Origin of the sequence: Bradyrhizobium sp. R2.2-H (assembly GCF_004346455.1) — a bacterium.
Classification (GTDB): Bacteria; Pseudomonadota; Alphaproteobacteria; order Rhizobiales; family Xanthobacteraceae; genus Bradyrhizobium; species Bradyrhizobium diversitatis.
The window spans coordinates 544,996-559,358 of the sequence record NZ_SMBR01000001.1; the positions used below are offsets into that span (position 1 = coordinate 544,996).

A 14,363-nucleotide genomic window follows, 5' to 3' on the forward strand; every position below is an offset into this window, starting at 1 on the left:
CGTTTCCGTCCTTGCTGGCGATGGCCCAGACCGGCGCGCATGGCGCGCCGGTCTGGGCGTGCAGGACGCTCGTGTTGCGCTTGCGCCATGGATCAGGGCGCCTCGTCCAGCGTGCAGATCACCGTGCAGACCACGCCGCGCGGCAGGAAGTCGACGGTTGCCTCACCGTCGAGCTGGTCGCGCGCGCTACGCTCGATCAGGCGCGAGCCGAAGCCGCGCTGCACCGGCGCCGTCACCGGCGGCCCGCCGGTCTCGGTCCATATCAGCCGCAGTCGCGGCTTCGGCGTATCAGCGATGACTTCCCAGTCCAGCGTCACCCGGCCGGTCTCGTTGGACAGCGCGCCGTATTTCGCGGCGTTGGTGGCGATCTCGTGCACAATCATCGACAGCACCACGGCGAGCCGCGGCGACAGCGGCACGGCCGGGCCGGCCATGCGGATGCGGTCGTGATTGCTCATCCGGAACGGCTGGAGCGCGCGGGTGATCACGTCCCGGAGTTCCGAGCCCGCCCATTTCTCCTGGCTCAGGAGATTATGCGCTTCGGCCAGCGCGCCGAGCCGTCCCCCGAACTTGGTCCGCTCGTCCCGACTTGCGCTGCGGAAGGTCTGCACCGCGATCGCCTGCATCAGGGCCAGCGTGTTCTTGACGCGATGGTTGAGCTCCTCGATCAGGAGATCGTGCAGCATCTCGCCGCGTGCGATCGTGGTCGCCATCCTGACTGCAAAGGTGAGGCCGACCAACAGCAGGATGCCGCCGATCAGGCTCGTGATCGCGATGTCGCGCCAGAGCGGCGCGATCAGCGAGCTCTCGCTGACGCCGGCCACGACCGTCCAGCCGGTCAGCTGCGATCTGGTGAAGGCGGAGGATAGCGCGACGCCGTCGAGCGAAACGGTCGAAAGCGCGGCCTCGGGCGTGTGCGACATCGCATCGTAGAGTGCGCCGGAAGCCTGCTTGCCGAACGTCTCGGCAGGGTTGGGTGTACGCGCGAACACGCGAGCCTTGGTATCCAGCAGCGACACCGTCCATTGATCGTTTGGCCGCTGCTGCTCGACCAGTTTCTGGAATATCGCGATCGGCGGACTGAAGGAGAGCGCATAGGCCACTTCGCCATTGCGAAGCACGGGAACTTCCACGGTCACGATCGGCCGTTTCTCGGTCGAACCGACGAACAGGTCGGAATATTGCGGCGCCTTGCTTGCAAACACCCGCTCGACGATCTCTCGATTGTTGCGCGGCGGCAGGCTCGCTGTTTCCGTCGTCACGGTCGAAAACAGCTGCCGGCCGGATCCGTCGGCCAGCAGCAGGACGCTGTCGCCGCCATACTGGCTCGTGAATTCGACCGCCAGCCGGCGGAAGCCGTCGAAATCTCCGCTTTGCAGGGAATCGCTGAGCGCGAGCACCTGCAAGCCGCCCGTCATCCGCTGCACCTCGGAGTCGAGTACGAGGCGCATGCTTCGCACGGTCTCCAGCACCCGGCGCGTTGCCTCGCTGCGATCCTGGCGATAGTTGGAATAGGCGAGGCCGACGGCAAAGACGATCAGCGGCAACATCGTTCCCGCGACCAGGAGGGCGAGCCGGACCGGCAGGGTAAGCTTTGACAAGCGTGGGCGTCCCGGTTCCAGCGCAGCGGCGCCGGATCATGATTTTGGGAGGACCATAAGGGCAGTACTTGCCCGGTGCCACGATTTTCACGGCCGGAGCGATCCCGCGAAAGACGCTGCGACGCAGTCTGGAGTGGCGTCAGATCATCGCGATCGCGGCAGTGCAGCAGGCGGCACCGGCGGAGCTCTGCGACGAAGAGGACGTCCAGCCCAAGCGAAATGACTTCCGTCCCGCCGTAGTTTTTCATACGCTCCATGAATGCAAGCCGCATAGCGGCTGCGCTCACGCCCCGGCGACAGGGGCGGAGCCTCAAAGGGAGGGGAGACGGATGAAGCGAAGGTCATTTCTCGCTGGTATCGGTGCGACCACTGCAGCGGCTACGCTCGGCATGCCGTCGATCCTCAGGGCGCAAGCCCCGATCACGCTGAACGGCGCGGTCCAGTTCAATGACGACCATGCCTTCAACCGGGCGCTGATCCGGTTCGAGGAGCTGGTGAAGAAATACTACGGCAAGCCCGTCAATTTCACCCTGCACAAGAACTCCTCGCTCGGCCTCGAGAAGCAGTATTTCGAGTACATGTCGCAGGGCAAAGCTGTCGATTACGGCATCGTCTCCCCGGCTCACATGTCGACCTTCGCCAAGGCGGCCCCGTTCATCGATGCGCCCTTCGTGTTCAAGGGCATCGATCACATGAACAAGGTCGTCGAAGCCAACATCCTGGCGCCGATCGCCGACGAGGTCGCCGCCAAGGCCGAGGTCGTTCTGATCGGTTATGCCGGCGGCGGCATCCGCAACATCTTCGCCAACAAGCCGCTCAAGAATCTTGCCGACCTCAAGGGGCTCAAGGTCCGAGTGCAGGGCGCGCCGATCTGGTCGAAGACCTTTGCGGCCGTCGGCATGAGCCCGACCGTGATCGCCTACAACGAAATCTACAACGCGATCCAGAACGGGGTGATCTCGGCCGGCGAGAACGAGGCGGCCGGCGTCGAGGCGATGAAGTTCTACGAAGTGGCCCCGCATCTCAACCTGACCCAGCACGCCGTGTCGATCCGGCCGATCTGCTTCTCGGTGAAGACGCTGAAGACCTTGCCGAAGGATTTGCAGGACGCGATCATGAAGGCCGGCAAGGAGGCCGGCGACTACGGCCGCCAGCTGGAGTCGAGCGAAGAGGTCGTCAAGCTCGACACGCTCGAGAAGGCCGGCAAGCTCAAGCGCGTTCCGTTCGAAGAGCGCGACGCCATGAAGAAGCTCGCCGATCCCGTGATGGCCACCTACGCCAAGGAGATCGGCGCAGAAGCCATTTTCGAGAAGATCAACGTCGTCTGAGATCCTTGCGTCCGCCAGCGATCGGCCGGGCAGGCCCCCGCTTCCTGCCCGGACGTGGCGGATGAGCGCCGTACGGAGCCCCAATGTCCGACATGCACGTCCCGCCCACACCGTCGCTGTGGCGTCGCGCCACTGCGGCCTATGCGAAGTTGCTCGAATTCCTGCTGGCCGCCTGCGTCGGCATCATCGTTGTTCCGGTCACGCTGCAAATCATCTCGCGCTACACGCCGTTCATTCCGTCCTACATCTGGACCGAGGAAATGGCGCGCTTCCTGTTCATCTGGACGATCATGATCGGTGCCATGGTGGGAATCCGGGAGGCGCAGCATTTCGAGGTCGATGTGTGGCCCGACCTGTCGCGGCGGTCGGAGGCCGCGGTGCGGATCCTCGCGCGACTCGGCGTGCTGGCGCTGGCGCTGGTGTTCGTAACCGCCGGCATCGAGTTCACCCGTTTTGCCTGGAACAGAACGTCGGAATTGGCCGATCTGCCGCTCTGGCTGATCCATGTCGCCTGGCCGGTGGCCGGTCTGACGTGGATCGTCTTTGCGGGTGAACAGATCATCGATGAACTGCGCGTTCTGGCCGGGGCACAGAGATGAGCGGCACCGTCCTTTCTGCCGGACAGGCTGCGATGCTGCTGTTCGGGGTCTTCATCGGCCTGCTCATCGCGCGCGTGCCGGTCGCTTTCGCGCTCGGCCTTGCCTGCGTGCCGATCCTGCTGATCGAGCCGCACCTGTCGCTGATGACGCTCGCGCAGGAGACCTTCAATGCGTACAATTCATTCATACTGCTGGCGGTGCCGTTCTTCCTGTTGACGGCGAACCTGATGAGCATCGGCGGCATCACCGATCGCCTCGTGACGCTCTCGCGCTCGATGGTCGGGCACTGGCCGGGATCCCTGGCACAGATCAACGTCGTGCTGTCGGTGTTCTTTGCCGGCATCTCGGGCTCCTCCACCGCCGATGCGGCGAGCCAGTCCAAGATCTTCATCGATGCGCAGAACAAGGAGGGCTACGACCTTTCGTTCTCCATCGCCATCACCGCGGTGTCGGCGGTGCTTGCAGTGATCATTCCGCCGTCGATCCTGATGATCGTGTGGGGTGGGCTGATCTCGACCTCGATTGCGGCGATGTATCTGGCCGGCATCGTGCCGGGCCTGCTGATCGCGGGCGCGCAGATGGTGACGGTGCACATCTATGCCGTGCGCCGGGGCTACCCCACCTATCCGAAATCGACCTGGGTCGAGATGGGATCCGCCATCTGGCGGTCGATACCGGCGCTGATGACGCCGTTCATCGTCGTCGGCGGCATTCTGCTCGGCTGGTTCACAGCGACCGAGTCCGCCTGCGTCGCGGTGCTCTATTCCGCGGCGCTCTCGACGTTCTTCTACCGCGAGACGGGCCTGCGCGAATTGTACAAGGCCTTGCTCGACACCGGGCGCCTTGCCGGCGTGGCGCTGTTCTGTGTCGGCACCGCAAGTGCGTTCGGCTGGCTGCTCGCCTACTACAAGATCCCGCAAGAGCTGCTGGCCAACGTCTCGACCTGGGGCATGGGCGCTGTTGCGGCCGGTTTCTTCATCTCCTTCTGCTTTCTGGTCGTGGGCTGCTTCCTCGACGCCATCCCGGCGATCATCATCGTCGGCACCGTGCTGGAGCCGCTCGCCAAGTCGGTCGATCTCCATCCGGTCCAGTTCGCGATCATCTCCATCGTATCGCTCGCCTTCGGACTGGTGACGCCACCCTACGGCCTGTGTCTGATGATCGCCTGCTCGATCGCCGGCGTGCGGCTGCGCTATGCCCTGAAGGACACGGTGATCATGCTGATCCCGATGCTGCTCGTGCTGGCCGCTGTCATCGTCTGGCCCAGCGTATCGCTGTTCCTGCCGCGTCTGATCGTGCCGGAGATGCTGAAATGAGCGCCTGCAAATGAGCTTCTGAATGCGATCCCGCGGCGGGCGGCCGCGGGATCGGCCGCGATTGGTTACAGATTGCTCTCGGTGATGGCGGCGTAGACCATGCTGCGCAGCTCGCGGCGGATCGGATAGGCGCTCGACGGCAGCACCTGCGTCATGAAGATCGTGATCAGCTCCTCGGCCGGATCGATCCAGAACGAGGTCGTGGCCGCGCCGCCCCAATTGTACTCGCCCGGGCTGCCGGCAATCAGCGTCTCGGCCGGGCGCATGGTGACGGCGAAGCCGAGGCCGAAGCCGATGCCGTTATAGGTGGCTTCGGAGAACAGCGAGCGCGACACCTCCGGCAGCGCGCGTCCGCCCGGGATGTGGTTCGTCGTCATCAGCGCCAGCGTCTTCGGCCCGATCAGCCTGACGCCGCCAACCGCCCCACCGTTGAGCAGCGCGCGGCAGAAAGTGAGATAATCGGCGACCGTGGAGCAGAGGCCGCCGCCTCCGGATACGAAGGAGGGCGGTGACAGGAACGAGCTCGTCGTCGGATCGTCCTGAAGAGTGAGGCCCTCGCGGCGTTGTCCGGCATGGAAGGTCATGCCGCCGCCGGGGTCCGCGGAGTAGCAGGCGGCGAAGCGATGCGCCTTCGAGGCCGGCACTTGGAAATCGGTGTCGGTCATGCCGAGCGGATCGAGAATCCGCTGCTTGAGAAACTGCTCGAAAGGCATCCCCGAGATCTTGCCGACGAGGTAGCCGATCACGTCGGTTGAGACGGAGTAGTTCCAGGATTCGCCCGGCGAGAATTCGAGCGGGATCTTTGCCAATCCCTCGATCATGGTCTGGAGCGTGCCTGACTTCTCGACCTCACCGATCTTCTCGCTGCGATAGGCGGCATCGACATTGGAGCGCTGCTGGAAGCCGTAGGTGAGGCCGGAGGTGTGGCGCAGCAGGTCGACGATCAGCATCGGCCGGGAGGGCGGCCGGGTCAGGAAGGCCGGGTAGGTGCCGGCGACGAAGACGCCGAGATCCTTCCATTCCGGAATGTACTTGGCGACGGGCTCGTCGATCGCGACGAGGCCCTGCTCGACCAGCATCATGAAGGCGACGCTGGTGAGCGGCTTGGTCATGGAATAGATCCGGTAGATCGTGTCGTCCTTCACCGGCGCCTTGCGTTCGACGTCGGCAAAGCCCTGCACCGAGCTGTGAGCGATCTTGCCACGGCGGTAGACGAGAAGCTGGGTCCCCGGGAAGCGGCCGGCATCGATGTACCGGTTCTTCAGATGGGCATCGACGCGGTCGAGCGCGGCCTTGGACATGCCGACGGATTCGGGCGAGGCGGGGGTGGGGGCGAGCATCAGTTCCTCCGGGGCGTTTTGTCGGAAAGTTGATACCGAAATGGCGGCCCCATTCCAAGTCGGTTGCGCTTAACGCGGCCGGGCCGACTGGTGTAGGCTCGGCTTCGGAACGCCTCCAGGGAGCCCGCCCGGGCCAGCGAGAAAAACGCGAGGGCAACGCATCATGACGCAGTTCAACGAGACCGAACTCACCGAAGCCGTCGTTCGGAGCTTCGACCAGACGCCTGATACGCGCGCAAAATTCCTGCTGCAGGAATTGGTGAAGTCGCTGCACGATTACGTGAGCAAGTCCGGCCTGACCTTCGAGGAATGGGAATACGCCATCGATTTCCTGACCCGGACGGGGCAGAAATGCACCGACACGCGCCAGGAGTTCATCCTGTTGTCCGACGTGCTCGGCGTCTCCATGCTGGTCGACGCCGTCAACCACCGCGACCGCGAGGGCGCGACCCAAACGACAGTGCTCGGTCCGTTCTATGTCGGCGAGCACAAGGTGACCGCGCATGGCACCGACATCTCGCCGAACAACGAGACCGGCGAACGGATGTTCGTGCAAAGCCGCGTCACCGATCTCAAGGGCAAGCCGCTCGCGGGCGTTCCCGTCGATGTCTGGCATGCCGACGATGACGGCTTCTACGACTCCCAGAAACCGAACTATGACGAGGTCGGTGCCTCGGCACGGGCGCGCTTCATCACGGACAGCGACGGCCGCTTCTTCTTCCGCACTATCCTGCCGTGCAGCTACCCGATCCCGACCGACGGGCCGGTCGGCGAGATGATCGTGCAGACGGGTCGCCACCCGATGCGCCCGGCGCATGTGCACTTCCTGGTCAATGCGAAGGGCCATGAACCGCTGATCACCCACGTCTTTATCGGCGGCGACAAATATCTGGACTCGGACGTCGTGTTCGGCGTCAAGGACGACCTCGTCGCCAAGGTCGAGCCGCGCAACGATGCTGCGATGCCTGACGGCACCAAGACGAGCGGGCGTTGGCACCTGATGAGCTACGAATTCCACCTCAAGCCGGGCGGCGGCATGGCGCCGAAGCCGCTGGGGGTGAAGGCGACCGAGCCGGCGTGAGGCGGATCCGTTGTTCTAGCGCAGCTTTCTCCACGACCGCCGTCGCCGTCCCGTCGAGCCGGGCGTGCTCGTGGGTTGCGCTCATGATGAAACGTGCATCGATGAACTCGTAGTCATCGTCCGTCGTCAGCAGGAAGGTGTCGCCGGCCTGCTGCTGACGCTCTTGCAGATCCTGATTGAATTGCTGCACAAGCTTTGTGCGTCGCACAAGCAATGTGCAGGTCGCAAATTTCGCATGCGGAACCGCTCTGCGACAGTCTGTCGCTTACGATGTAATATATTGATTTGTTTACTATTTTCATGGCGTCGGGCTTGGCATGAAGCTTGAATAGTTCCAGCCGACGCCATTGAAGCCGTCCCGCGAGAATTCTCATCCGATTTGCTGACGCCACCAGACGGGGGTCATCCCCGTCGCGTTTGCATGCGCCAAATTCGGCGCCACCGGACGGACGGGCTGCTCGCGCACACAGCCGCAAATCATTCCGCAAAGACGCAAAGGACGACACAGCCTATGACCAAGCGCATTCGCCGGCCCTCCGAGACTGGCATCAACCGCCGTCAATTGTTGAAGGCCACCGGCGCGACCGCCGCACTTCTCGCTGCCGCAAAAATGAATTTCCCCGCCGGCGCCTTCGCGCAGGACGCAGGCCCTGAGGTCAAGGGTGCCAAGCTCGGCTTCATCGCACTCACCGACGCAACGCCGCTGTTCGTTGCCAAGGAGAAGGGCTTCTTCGCCAAATATGGCATGCCCGATGTCGAGGTGCAGAAGCAGGCCTCGTGGGGCACCACGCGCGACAACCTCGTGCTCGGCTCAGAAGGCAACGGCATCGACGGCGCGCACATTCTGACCCCGATGCCGTACCTGATCTCGGCCGGCAAGGTGACGCAGAACAACCAGCCGACGCCGATGTACATCCTGGCGCGCCTCAACCTGAACGGTCAGTGCATCTCGGTCGCCAAGGAATATGCCGATCTCAAGATCGGCGTGGATACCGCGCCCTTCAAGCCGGCACTCGAGAAGAAGAAGACGTCAGGCAAAGCGGTGAAGGCGGCGATGACCTTTCCCGGCGGCACACATGACCTCTGGATTCGCTATTGGCTCGCCGCTGGCGGCATCGATCCGGACAAGGATATCGAAACCATCGTGGTTCCGCCGGCACAGATGGTGGCCAATATGAAAGTTGGCACCATGGACTGCTTCTGCGTCTGCGAGCCGTGGAATCTGCAGCTCATCCACCAGAACATCGGCTACACCGCGATCACCACCGGTGAGCTCTGGGACAAGCATCCCGAAAAGTCGTTCGGCATGCGCGCGGCCTGGGTCGACAAATATCCGAAGGCAGCGAAGGCGCTGCTAATGGCAGTGATGGAAGCGCAGCAATGGGCCGAGAAGATGGAAAACCGCGAGGAAGCCGCGGTGATCTGCGCCAAGCGTCAATGGATCAATTGCCCGGTCGAGGACATCACCGACCGCATGAAGGGCAAGTTCGACTACGGCACAGGTCGCGTCGTCGACAACTCACCGCAGCAGATGCGCTTCTGGAAGGATCATGCCTCCTATCCGTTCCAGAGCCACGATCTCTGGTTCATGACCGAGGACATCCGCTGGGGCAAATACGAAGCCGGCTTCGACACCAAGGCGCTGATTGCCAAGGTCAACCGCGAGGACCTCTGGAAGGACGCGGCCAAGACCCTCGGAGTTTCGGCCTCGGACATCCCGACCTCCACCTCGCGCGGCAAGGAGACCTTCTTCGACGGCAAGGTGTTCGATCCGGAAAATCCGGCCGCCTATCTGAAGTCGCTCGCGATCAAGCGCGTCGAAGTCTGATGGAGCCAGCGGCCGCCTTCGGGCGGCCGCATCGTCCCTTGGAGCCGGAGAGATATTGCGATGAACATGACTGCCACCAAGATCGAGGTTGAGACCGCGACGCCCGCCGCAACGGTTGCGCCAGTCGTCGCGCTGACGCCGAAGCGTCCCCCGCGAACTGAGGTTTACGCTCGCATGGTCCGGGAGACGGCCGTGCGCGTGATTCCGCCGCTGGTCGTGATCACGCTGCTGACGCTGATATGGGAGCTGATCTGCCGCCGCGCCGGCTCGGCGCTGCCGCCGCCGTCGAAAGTTTTCAGTGATACCAAGGAGCTGATCTTCGATCCGTTCTTCGACAACGGAGGCATCGACAAGGGGCTGTTCTGGCATCTGTCCGCCAGCCTCCAGCGCGTAGCCTTCGGCTACTCGCTGTCGGCCATTGCCGGCATCGGGCTCGGCGTGCTGGTCGGGCAGTCGGTCTGGGCGATGCGCGGGCTCGATCCGCTCTTCCAGGTGCTGCGCACGATTCCGCCGCTGGCCTGGCTGCCGCTCTCGCTCGCGGCCTTCCGCGACGGCCAGCCTTCGGCGATCTTCGTCATCTTCATCACGTCGATCTGGCCGATCATCATCAACACCGCGGTCGGCATCCGCAACATCCCGCAGGACTATCGCAACGTCGCCGCGGTGGTGCAGCTCAATCCGCTCGAATTCTTCGCAAAGATCATGATCCCGGCGGCGGCGCCCTACATCTTCACCGGCCTTCGCATCGGCATCGGCCTGTCGTGGCTTGCGATCGTCGCGGCGGAAATGCTGATCGGCGGCGTCGGCATCGGCTTCTTCATCTGGGACGCCTGGAACTCCTCGCATATCAGCGAGATCATCCTGGCGCTGTTCTATGTCGGCATCATCGGCTTCGTGCTGGATCGCCTGATCGCGGGGCTCGGCAAGTTCGTCACCCACGGTACCGCGCAGAACTGAGGAGAGGGGACATGACCGCTTATCTGAAGCTCGACCACATCGACAAGGCCTTCACCCGCGGCGCCGCCACCACGGAGGTGCTGAAGGACATCAACCTCACGATCGAGAAGGGCGAGTACGTTTCGATCATCGGCCATTCCGGCTGCGGCAAGTCGACCCTGCTCAACATCATCGCAGGGCTGACCGGCGCCACCACGGGCGGCGTGCTGCTGGAAAACCGCGAGGTGAACTCGCCGGGGCCCGACCGCGCCGTGGTGTTCCAGAACCACAGCCTGCTGCCGTGGCTGACCGTCTACGAGAACGTCAGGCTCGGCGTCGACAAGGTCTTTGCCAGGACCAAGTCCCGTGCCGAGCGCGACGCCTGGGTGATGCACAATCTCAACCTGGTGCAGATGGCCCATGCCAGGGACAAGCGTCCTTCGGAGATCTCCGGCGGCATGAAGCAGCGCGTCGGCATCGCGCGGGCGCTCGCCATGGAACCGAAGGTGCTGCTGCTGGACGAGCCGTTCGGCGCGCTCGACGCGCTGACCCGCGCGCATTTGCAGGACTCGGTGATGGCGCTGCATCAAAAGCTCGGCAACACCATCCTGATGATCACCCACGACGTCGACGAAGCCGTGTTGCTGTCCGACCGCATCGTGATGATGACGAACGGTCCGAGCGCGCGCATCGGCGAGGTGCTGGAGGTGCCGCTGGCGCGGCCGCGCAAGCGGCTCGAACTCGCGACCAACACCACCTATCTGAAGTGCCGCCAGCGCGTGCTCGAATTCCTCTACGAGCGCCACCGCTTCGTCGAGGCCGCGTAAACGAAGAGTTCAGCGCGACGACACGTGCGCGCCCAAATAATCGTCACCTCGCTCAATCCTTGTGCGTCGCACAAGGATTGAGCGAATCGCAAACCAAGCGTGCGAATAAGCGCTGCGAACGTTTCGGGCGAGACGAACAACATCCTGAAATCCCTGCGTTTCCAGCATGCGCGCAACTGGCACGGAAATTGAAGCGCATTTGCGCGACGCCAACGACGACGTCCCTCAACATCATCAATCAGCATCGTGAACTCGCCACCGGGGTGAAGCCTCGGAGCGCGCCTCCCTGTCTGGAGGCTGAGCCTGCAACGACGCAGCGGTGAGACTGGAAGGGATATGCAATGACGAAGAGTCCCACTTGGATTTCTGACTGGCGCCCCGAGGATGAGGCGTTCTGGAACACGACCGGCAAGACGATCGCGCGGCGCAACCTGATCTGGTCGATCGTAGCCGAACATATCGGCTTCTCGGTCTGGCTGATCTGGAGCATCGTCACGACCAAGCTGCCGCAGGCCGGCTTCCACTACACCACCGACCAGCTGTTCCAACTGGTCGCCGTGCCGGGGCTGATCGGCGCCTTGATGCGCTTTCCCTATACCTTCGCGGTGACGACGTTCGGCGGCCGCAACTGGACCATCTTCAGCGCGGCGATCCTGTTCATTCCGACCTTGTCGCTCGCCTATTTCGTGAGCCAGCCCGACACGCCGTTCTGGCTGATGCTGCTGGTCGCCTCGACCGCGGGTCTCGGCGGCGGCAATTTCGCCTCCAGCATGACCAACATCTCCTTCTTCTTCCCCGACCGAATGAAGGGATGGGCGCTCGGCCTCAACGCGGCCGGCGGCAATATCGGTGTCTCCAGCGTGCAGCTCTTGACCCCGATCCTGATGACGTTCGCTATCTTCAACCTGTTCCAGGCAACGCCCGTCGACGGCATCTTCCTGCAGAATGCCGGACTCATGTGGGTGCTGCCGATCGCGATCGCGGTGTTCGGCGCGGTGTTCTTCATGAACAATCTCACCACGGCGAAATCGTCGGTGAAGAACCAGCTTGCGGTCGTCAAGCGCAAGCACACCTGGATCATGGCGTATCTCTACATCGGCACGTTCGGGTCCTTCATCGGCTATTCCGCGGCGTTTCCGCTTCTGATCAAGACGCAATTCCCCACCGTGACGATCTCGATCGCCTTCCTCGGCCCGCTGGTCGGCTCGCTGTCGCGTCCGCTCGGCGGCTGGCTCGCAGACCGGGTCGGCGGCTCCATCATCACCTTCTGGAACTTCATCGCGATGGCGGGCGCCACGGTCGGCGTGCTCTACTTCGTCGGGCAGAAGGATTTCATCGGCTTCTTGTCGATGTTCCTGATCCTGTTCGTGACGACGGGCATCGGCAACGGCTCGACCTACCGCATGATCCCCTCGATCTTCCGCGAGGAGAACCTGTTCAAGGTGCGCGGCAAGGGCGATGGCGCACGTGCGGCCGCGCTGAAGACCGCGAGCATCGAAAGCGGCGCTGCTGTCGGCTTCATCGGCGCGATCGGTGCCGTCGGCGGCTATCTGATCCCGAGCGGTTTCGGCAAGTCGATCGCCATGACCGGAGGGCCGCAGCTCGCGCTCGCGATCTACCTCGCCTTTTATGCCTCCTGCCTCGCTCTGACCTGGTGGTTCTACCTACGTCGCAGCCCGCAGGGTGAAGGCGCGCCAAGCCTCGCCGAAGCGCGGGTCTGAGCGTGATCACTTGGCACGAATGTCGCTTCTCCCCGTACGCGGGGAGGAGTCTCTCTGATGACGTTTGACCCATGAACTTTTTCCGCAATGGCGCGGACGAAGGCAGACCGAAACAGACAGGAGAACATCATGACGCCAGAGCAGATCGCCCTCATTCAGCAGAGTTTCGCCAAGGTCGCGCCGATATCGGAGCAGGCCGCGGTGTTGTTCTACGATCGCCTGTTCGAGGTGGCGCCGTCCGTGCGTGCGATGTTTCCCGGGGACATGACCGAGCAGCGCAAGAAGCTGATGGGCATGCTCGCCGCCGTGGTCGGCGGCCTGTCGAACCTGGAGTCGATTCTTCCCGCGGCCTCCGCCCTCGCCAAGCGTCACGTCGCCTACGGCGCCAAGGCCGAGCACTACCCTGTGGTCGGCGCGACCTTGCTGTGGACCCTGGAGAAGGGTCTTGGCGAAGCCTGGACGCCCGAGCTCGCCACGGCCTGGACCGACGCCTACGGCGTGCTGTCCGGCTACATGATATCCGAGGCCTATGGCGCACAAGCGCAGGCCGCCGAATAGGAGATGCCTCGTGAGTGAACCGCTGGTCATCGTCGGTAACGGTATGGCGGCCGCGCGTCTGGTCGACGAGCTCGCGAAGACCGCGCTCGGCCGCTACGCCGTGGCCGTGATCGGCGAAGAGCCGCGGCTCGCTTACAACCGCGTGTTGCTCTCCTCCGTGCTGGCCGGCGAGACCGGCTCGCACGAGATCGAGCTGCGGCCGGCCGACTGGTGGCGCCATCGCGGCGTCACGGTGCGCTACGGCTATCGCGTCACCGAGATCGACACCGGCCGCCGCGAGCTGAAGATCGAAGGCGAGGAGAGCATGGAATACTCCAAGCTCGTCCTCGCCACGGGATCGACGCCGCTGCGGCTCAACGTGCCGGGGGCCGATCTCGCCGGCGTGCACACCTTTCGCGACACCCGCGACGTCGACCTGCTGCTGACGCTGGCCGCGGCGAAGAAGCGCGTCGTGGTGGTCGGCGGCGGCCTGCTCGGGCTCGAGGCGGCCTACGGCCTTGCCAAGGCCGGTGCCCCCGTTACGCTGCTGCATCTGATGGACCGGCTGATGGAGCGCCAGCTCGATCCGCCCGCCGCCGACCTGCTCAAGACGCTGGTCGAGCGCAAGGGCATCCGCATCCTGCTCAACGCCAGCACGAAGTGCATTCATGGCGACGGTCAGGTCGAGGCCGTCGAGCTCGCCGACGGCAGCCGCATCGAGGCCGACGCCGTGATTTTCGCGGCCGGAATCAAGCCGAACGTCGTGCTGGCGAAAGAGGCGGGGATCACGGTCAATCGCGGCGTCGTCGTCAACGACGTGATGCAGACCTCCTCGTCCGACATCTTCGCGCTCGGCGAATGCGCCGAGCATCGCGGCACCTGCTATGGCCTTGTCGAACCCGCTTATGAGCAGGCGCGCGTGCTGGCGAGGCATCTTTCCGGCCGCCCCGCCGCCTATCAGGGCAGCGTGGTCTCGACCAATCTGAAGGTCTCCGGCGTCAGCGTGTTCTCCGCCGGCGACTTCATGGGCGGGGAGAGCAGCGAGAGCCTCGTGCTGTCGGACCGCAGCCGCGGCACCTACAAGAAGCTCGTGATCGCCGACGGCCGGCTCACCGGCGCCGTGCTGATCGGCGATACCGTCGATGCGCTCTGGTACCTCGAGCTGATCCGCAATCGCGACAAGGTTGCGGCGATCCGCACCGACATGATGTTCGGCCGCGCGCTGGCGCACCCCTCCAAGGCTGCTTGA

12 protein-coding genes are annotated in these 14,363 nt (G+C 63.9%); 10 read left to right on the plus strand and 2 right to left on the minus strand.

Going from position 1 to position 14,363, the window contains the following annotated elements; translation table 11 throughout:
* Positions 1-92: 92 nt before the first annotated feature.
* Positions 93-1,550 carry a sensor histidine kinase gene (locus tag EDE08_RS02615; protein WP_131867440.1) on the minus strand — a complete coding sequence of 486 codons (1,458 nt, stop codon included), beginning with the start codon at positions 1,548-1,550 and terminating at the stop codon, positions 93-95.
* A 380-nt stretch (positions 1,551-1,930) separates the two neighbouring features.
* Between EDE08_RS02615 and EDE08_RS02620 the strand changes: the two genes are divergently transcribed.
* The 3 genes from EDE08_RS02620 to EDE08_RS02630 all read left to right on the plus strand — a co-directional run bounded on the left by EDE08_RS02620 (position 1,931) and on the right by EDE08_RS02630 (position 4,844).
* Positions 1,931-2,929, plus strand: coding sequence for a TRAP transporter substrate-binding protein (locus EDE08_RS02620; RefSeq protein WP_131866863.1), 999 nt, complete (start codon positions 1,931-1,933; stop codon positions 2,927-2,929).
* Between the two features lie 83 nt (positions 2,930-3,012).
* Positions 3,013-3,528 carry a TRAP transporter small permease gene (locus EDE08_RS02625; protein WP_131866865.1) on the plus strand — a complete coding sequence of 172 codons (516 nt, stop codon included), beginning with the start codon at positions 3,013-3,015 and terminating at the stop codon, positions 3,526-3,528.
* Entirely contained in the window at positions 3,525-4,844 is a 1,320-nt protein-coding gene (locus tag EDE08_RS02630; protein WP_131866867.1) for a TRAP transporter large permease, read from the plus strand. The genes EDE08_RS02625 and EDE08_RS02630 overlap by 4 nt, the downstream gene beginning before the upstream one ends.
* A 65-nt stretch (positions 4,845-4,909) precedes the next feature.
* On the opposite strand, the gene EDE08_RS02635 is transcribed toward EDE08_RS02630, so the two are convergent.
* Complete coding sequence (locus tag EDE08_RS02635) at positions 4,910-6,184, minus strand: serine hydrolase domain-containing protein (RefSeq protein WP_131866869.1); 1,275 nt, start codon at positions 6,182-6,184, stop codon at positions 4,910-4,912.
* A 163-nt stretch (positions 6,185-6,347) separates the two neighbouring features.
* On the opposite strand from EDE08_RS02635, the gene EDE08_RS02640 reads away from it, so the two are divergent.
* The 7 genes from EDE08_RS02640 (at position 6,348) to EDE08_RS02670 (ending at position 14,363) form a co-directional block, all read left to right on the plus strand.
* Positions 6,348-7,265 (plus strand): intradiol ring-cleavage dioxygenase, encoded by a 918-nt coding sequence (locus EDE08_RS02640; protein ID WP_131866871.1) that lies wholly within the window; start codon positions 6,348-6,350, stop codon positions 7,263-7,265.
* A 511-nt stretch (positions 7,266-7,776) separates the two neighbouring features.
* A complete protein-coding gene (locus tag EDE08_RS02645; RefSeq protein ID WP_131866873.1) occupies positions 7,777-9,093 on the plus strand; it encodes a CmpA/NrtA family ABC transporter substrate-binding protein in 1,317 nt (438 codons plus the stop codon).
* A 60-nt stretch (positions 9,094-9,153) separates the two neighbouring features.
* Positions 9,154-10,050, plus strand: coding sequence for a nitrate ABC transporter permease (ntrB, locus tag EDE08_RS02650; RefSeq protein WP_131866875.1), 897 nt, complete (start codon positions 9,154-9,156; stop codon positions 10,048-10,050).
* 11 nt (positions 10,051-10,061) lie between these two features.
* Complete coding sequence (locus EDE08_RS02655) at positions 10,062-10,856, plus strand: ABC transporter ATP-binding protein (protein ID WP_131866877.1); 795 nt, start codon at positions 10,062-10,064, stop codon at positions 10,854-10,856.
* 341 nt (positions 10,857-11,197) lie between these two features.
* Positions 11,198-12,577: an MFS transporter gene (locus EDE08_RS02660; RefSeq protein WP_131866879.1), complete on the plus strand. Its 1,380-nt coding sequence runs from the start codon at positions 11,198-11,200 to the stop codon at positions 12,575-12,577.
* Between the two features lie 129 nt (positions 12,578-12,706).
* The gene (locus EDE08_RS02665) at positions 12,707-13,135 is read left to right on the plus strand and encodes a globin family protein (protein ID WP_131866881.1); all 429 of its coding nucleotides are present in this window, start codon (positions 12,707-12,709) and stop codon (positions 13,133-13,135) included.
* Between the two features lie 10 nt (positions 13,136-13,145).
* A complete protein-coding gene (locus EDE08_RS02670) occupies positions 13,146-14,363 on the plus strand; it encodes an NAD(P)/FAD-dependent oxidoreductase (RefSeq protein ID WP_165935684.1) in 1,218 nt (405 codons plus the stop codon).

What these genes read in the sequence shown, in the direction of transcription:
- EDE08_RS02615 (WP_131867440.1), bottom strand. Translation starts at nt 1,550, where the DNA reads ATGTTGCCGCTGATCGTCTTTGCCGTCGGCCTCGCCTATTCCAACTAT.
- EDE08_RS02620 (WP_131866863.1), top strand. Translation starts at nt 1,931, where the DNA reads ATGAAGCGAAGGTCATTTCTCGCTGGTATCGGTGCGACCACTGCAGCG.
- EDE08_RS02625 (WP_131866865.1), top strand. Translation starts at nt 3,013, where the DNA reads ATGTCCGACATGCACGTCCCGCCCACACCGTCGCTGTGGCGTCGCGCC.
- EDE08_RS02630 (WP_131866867.1), top strand. Translation starts at nt 3,525, where the DNA reads ATGAGCGGCACCGTCCTTTCTGCCGGACAGGCTGCGATGCTGCTGTTC.
- EDE08_RS02635 (WP_131866869.1), bottom strand. Translation starts at nt 6,184, where the DNA reads ATGCTCGCCCCCACCCCCGCCTCGCCCGAATCCGTCGGCATGTCCAAG.
- EDE08_RS02640 (WP_131866871.1), top strand. Translation starts at nt 6,348, where the DNA reads ATGACGCAGTTCAACGAGACCGAACTCACCGAAGCCGTCGTTCGGAGC.
- EDE08_RS02645 (WP_131866873.1), top strand. Translation starts at nt 7,777, where the DNA reads ATGACCAAGCGCATTCGCCGGCCCTCCGAGACTGGCATCAACCGCCGT.
- ntrB (WP_131866875.1), top strand. Translation starts at nt 9,154, where the DNA reads ATGAACATGACTGCCACCAAGATCGAGGTTGAGACCGCGACGCCCGCC.
- EDE08_RS02655 (WP_131866877.1), top strand. Translation starts at nt 10,062, where the DNA reads ATGACCGCTTATCTGAAGCTCGACCACATCGACAAGGCCTTCACCCGC.
- EDE08_RS02660 (WP_131866879.1), top strand. Translation starts at nt 11,198, where the DNA reads ATGACGAAGAGTCCCACTTGGATTTCTGACTGGCGCCCCGAGGATGAG.
- EDE08_RS02665 (WP_131866881.1), top strand. Translation starts at nt 12,707, where the DNA reads ATGACGCCAGAGCAGATCGCCCTCATTCAGCAGAGTTTCGCCAAGGTC.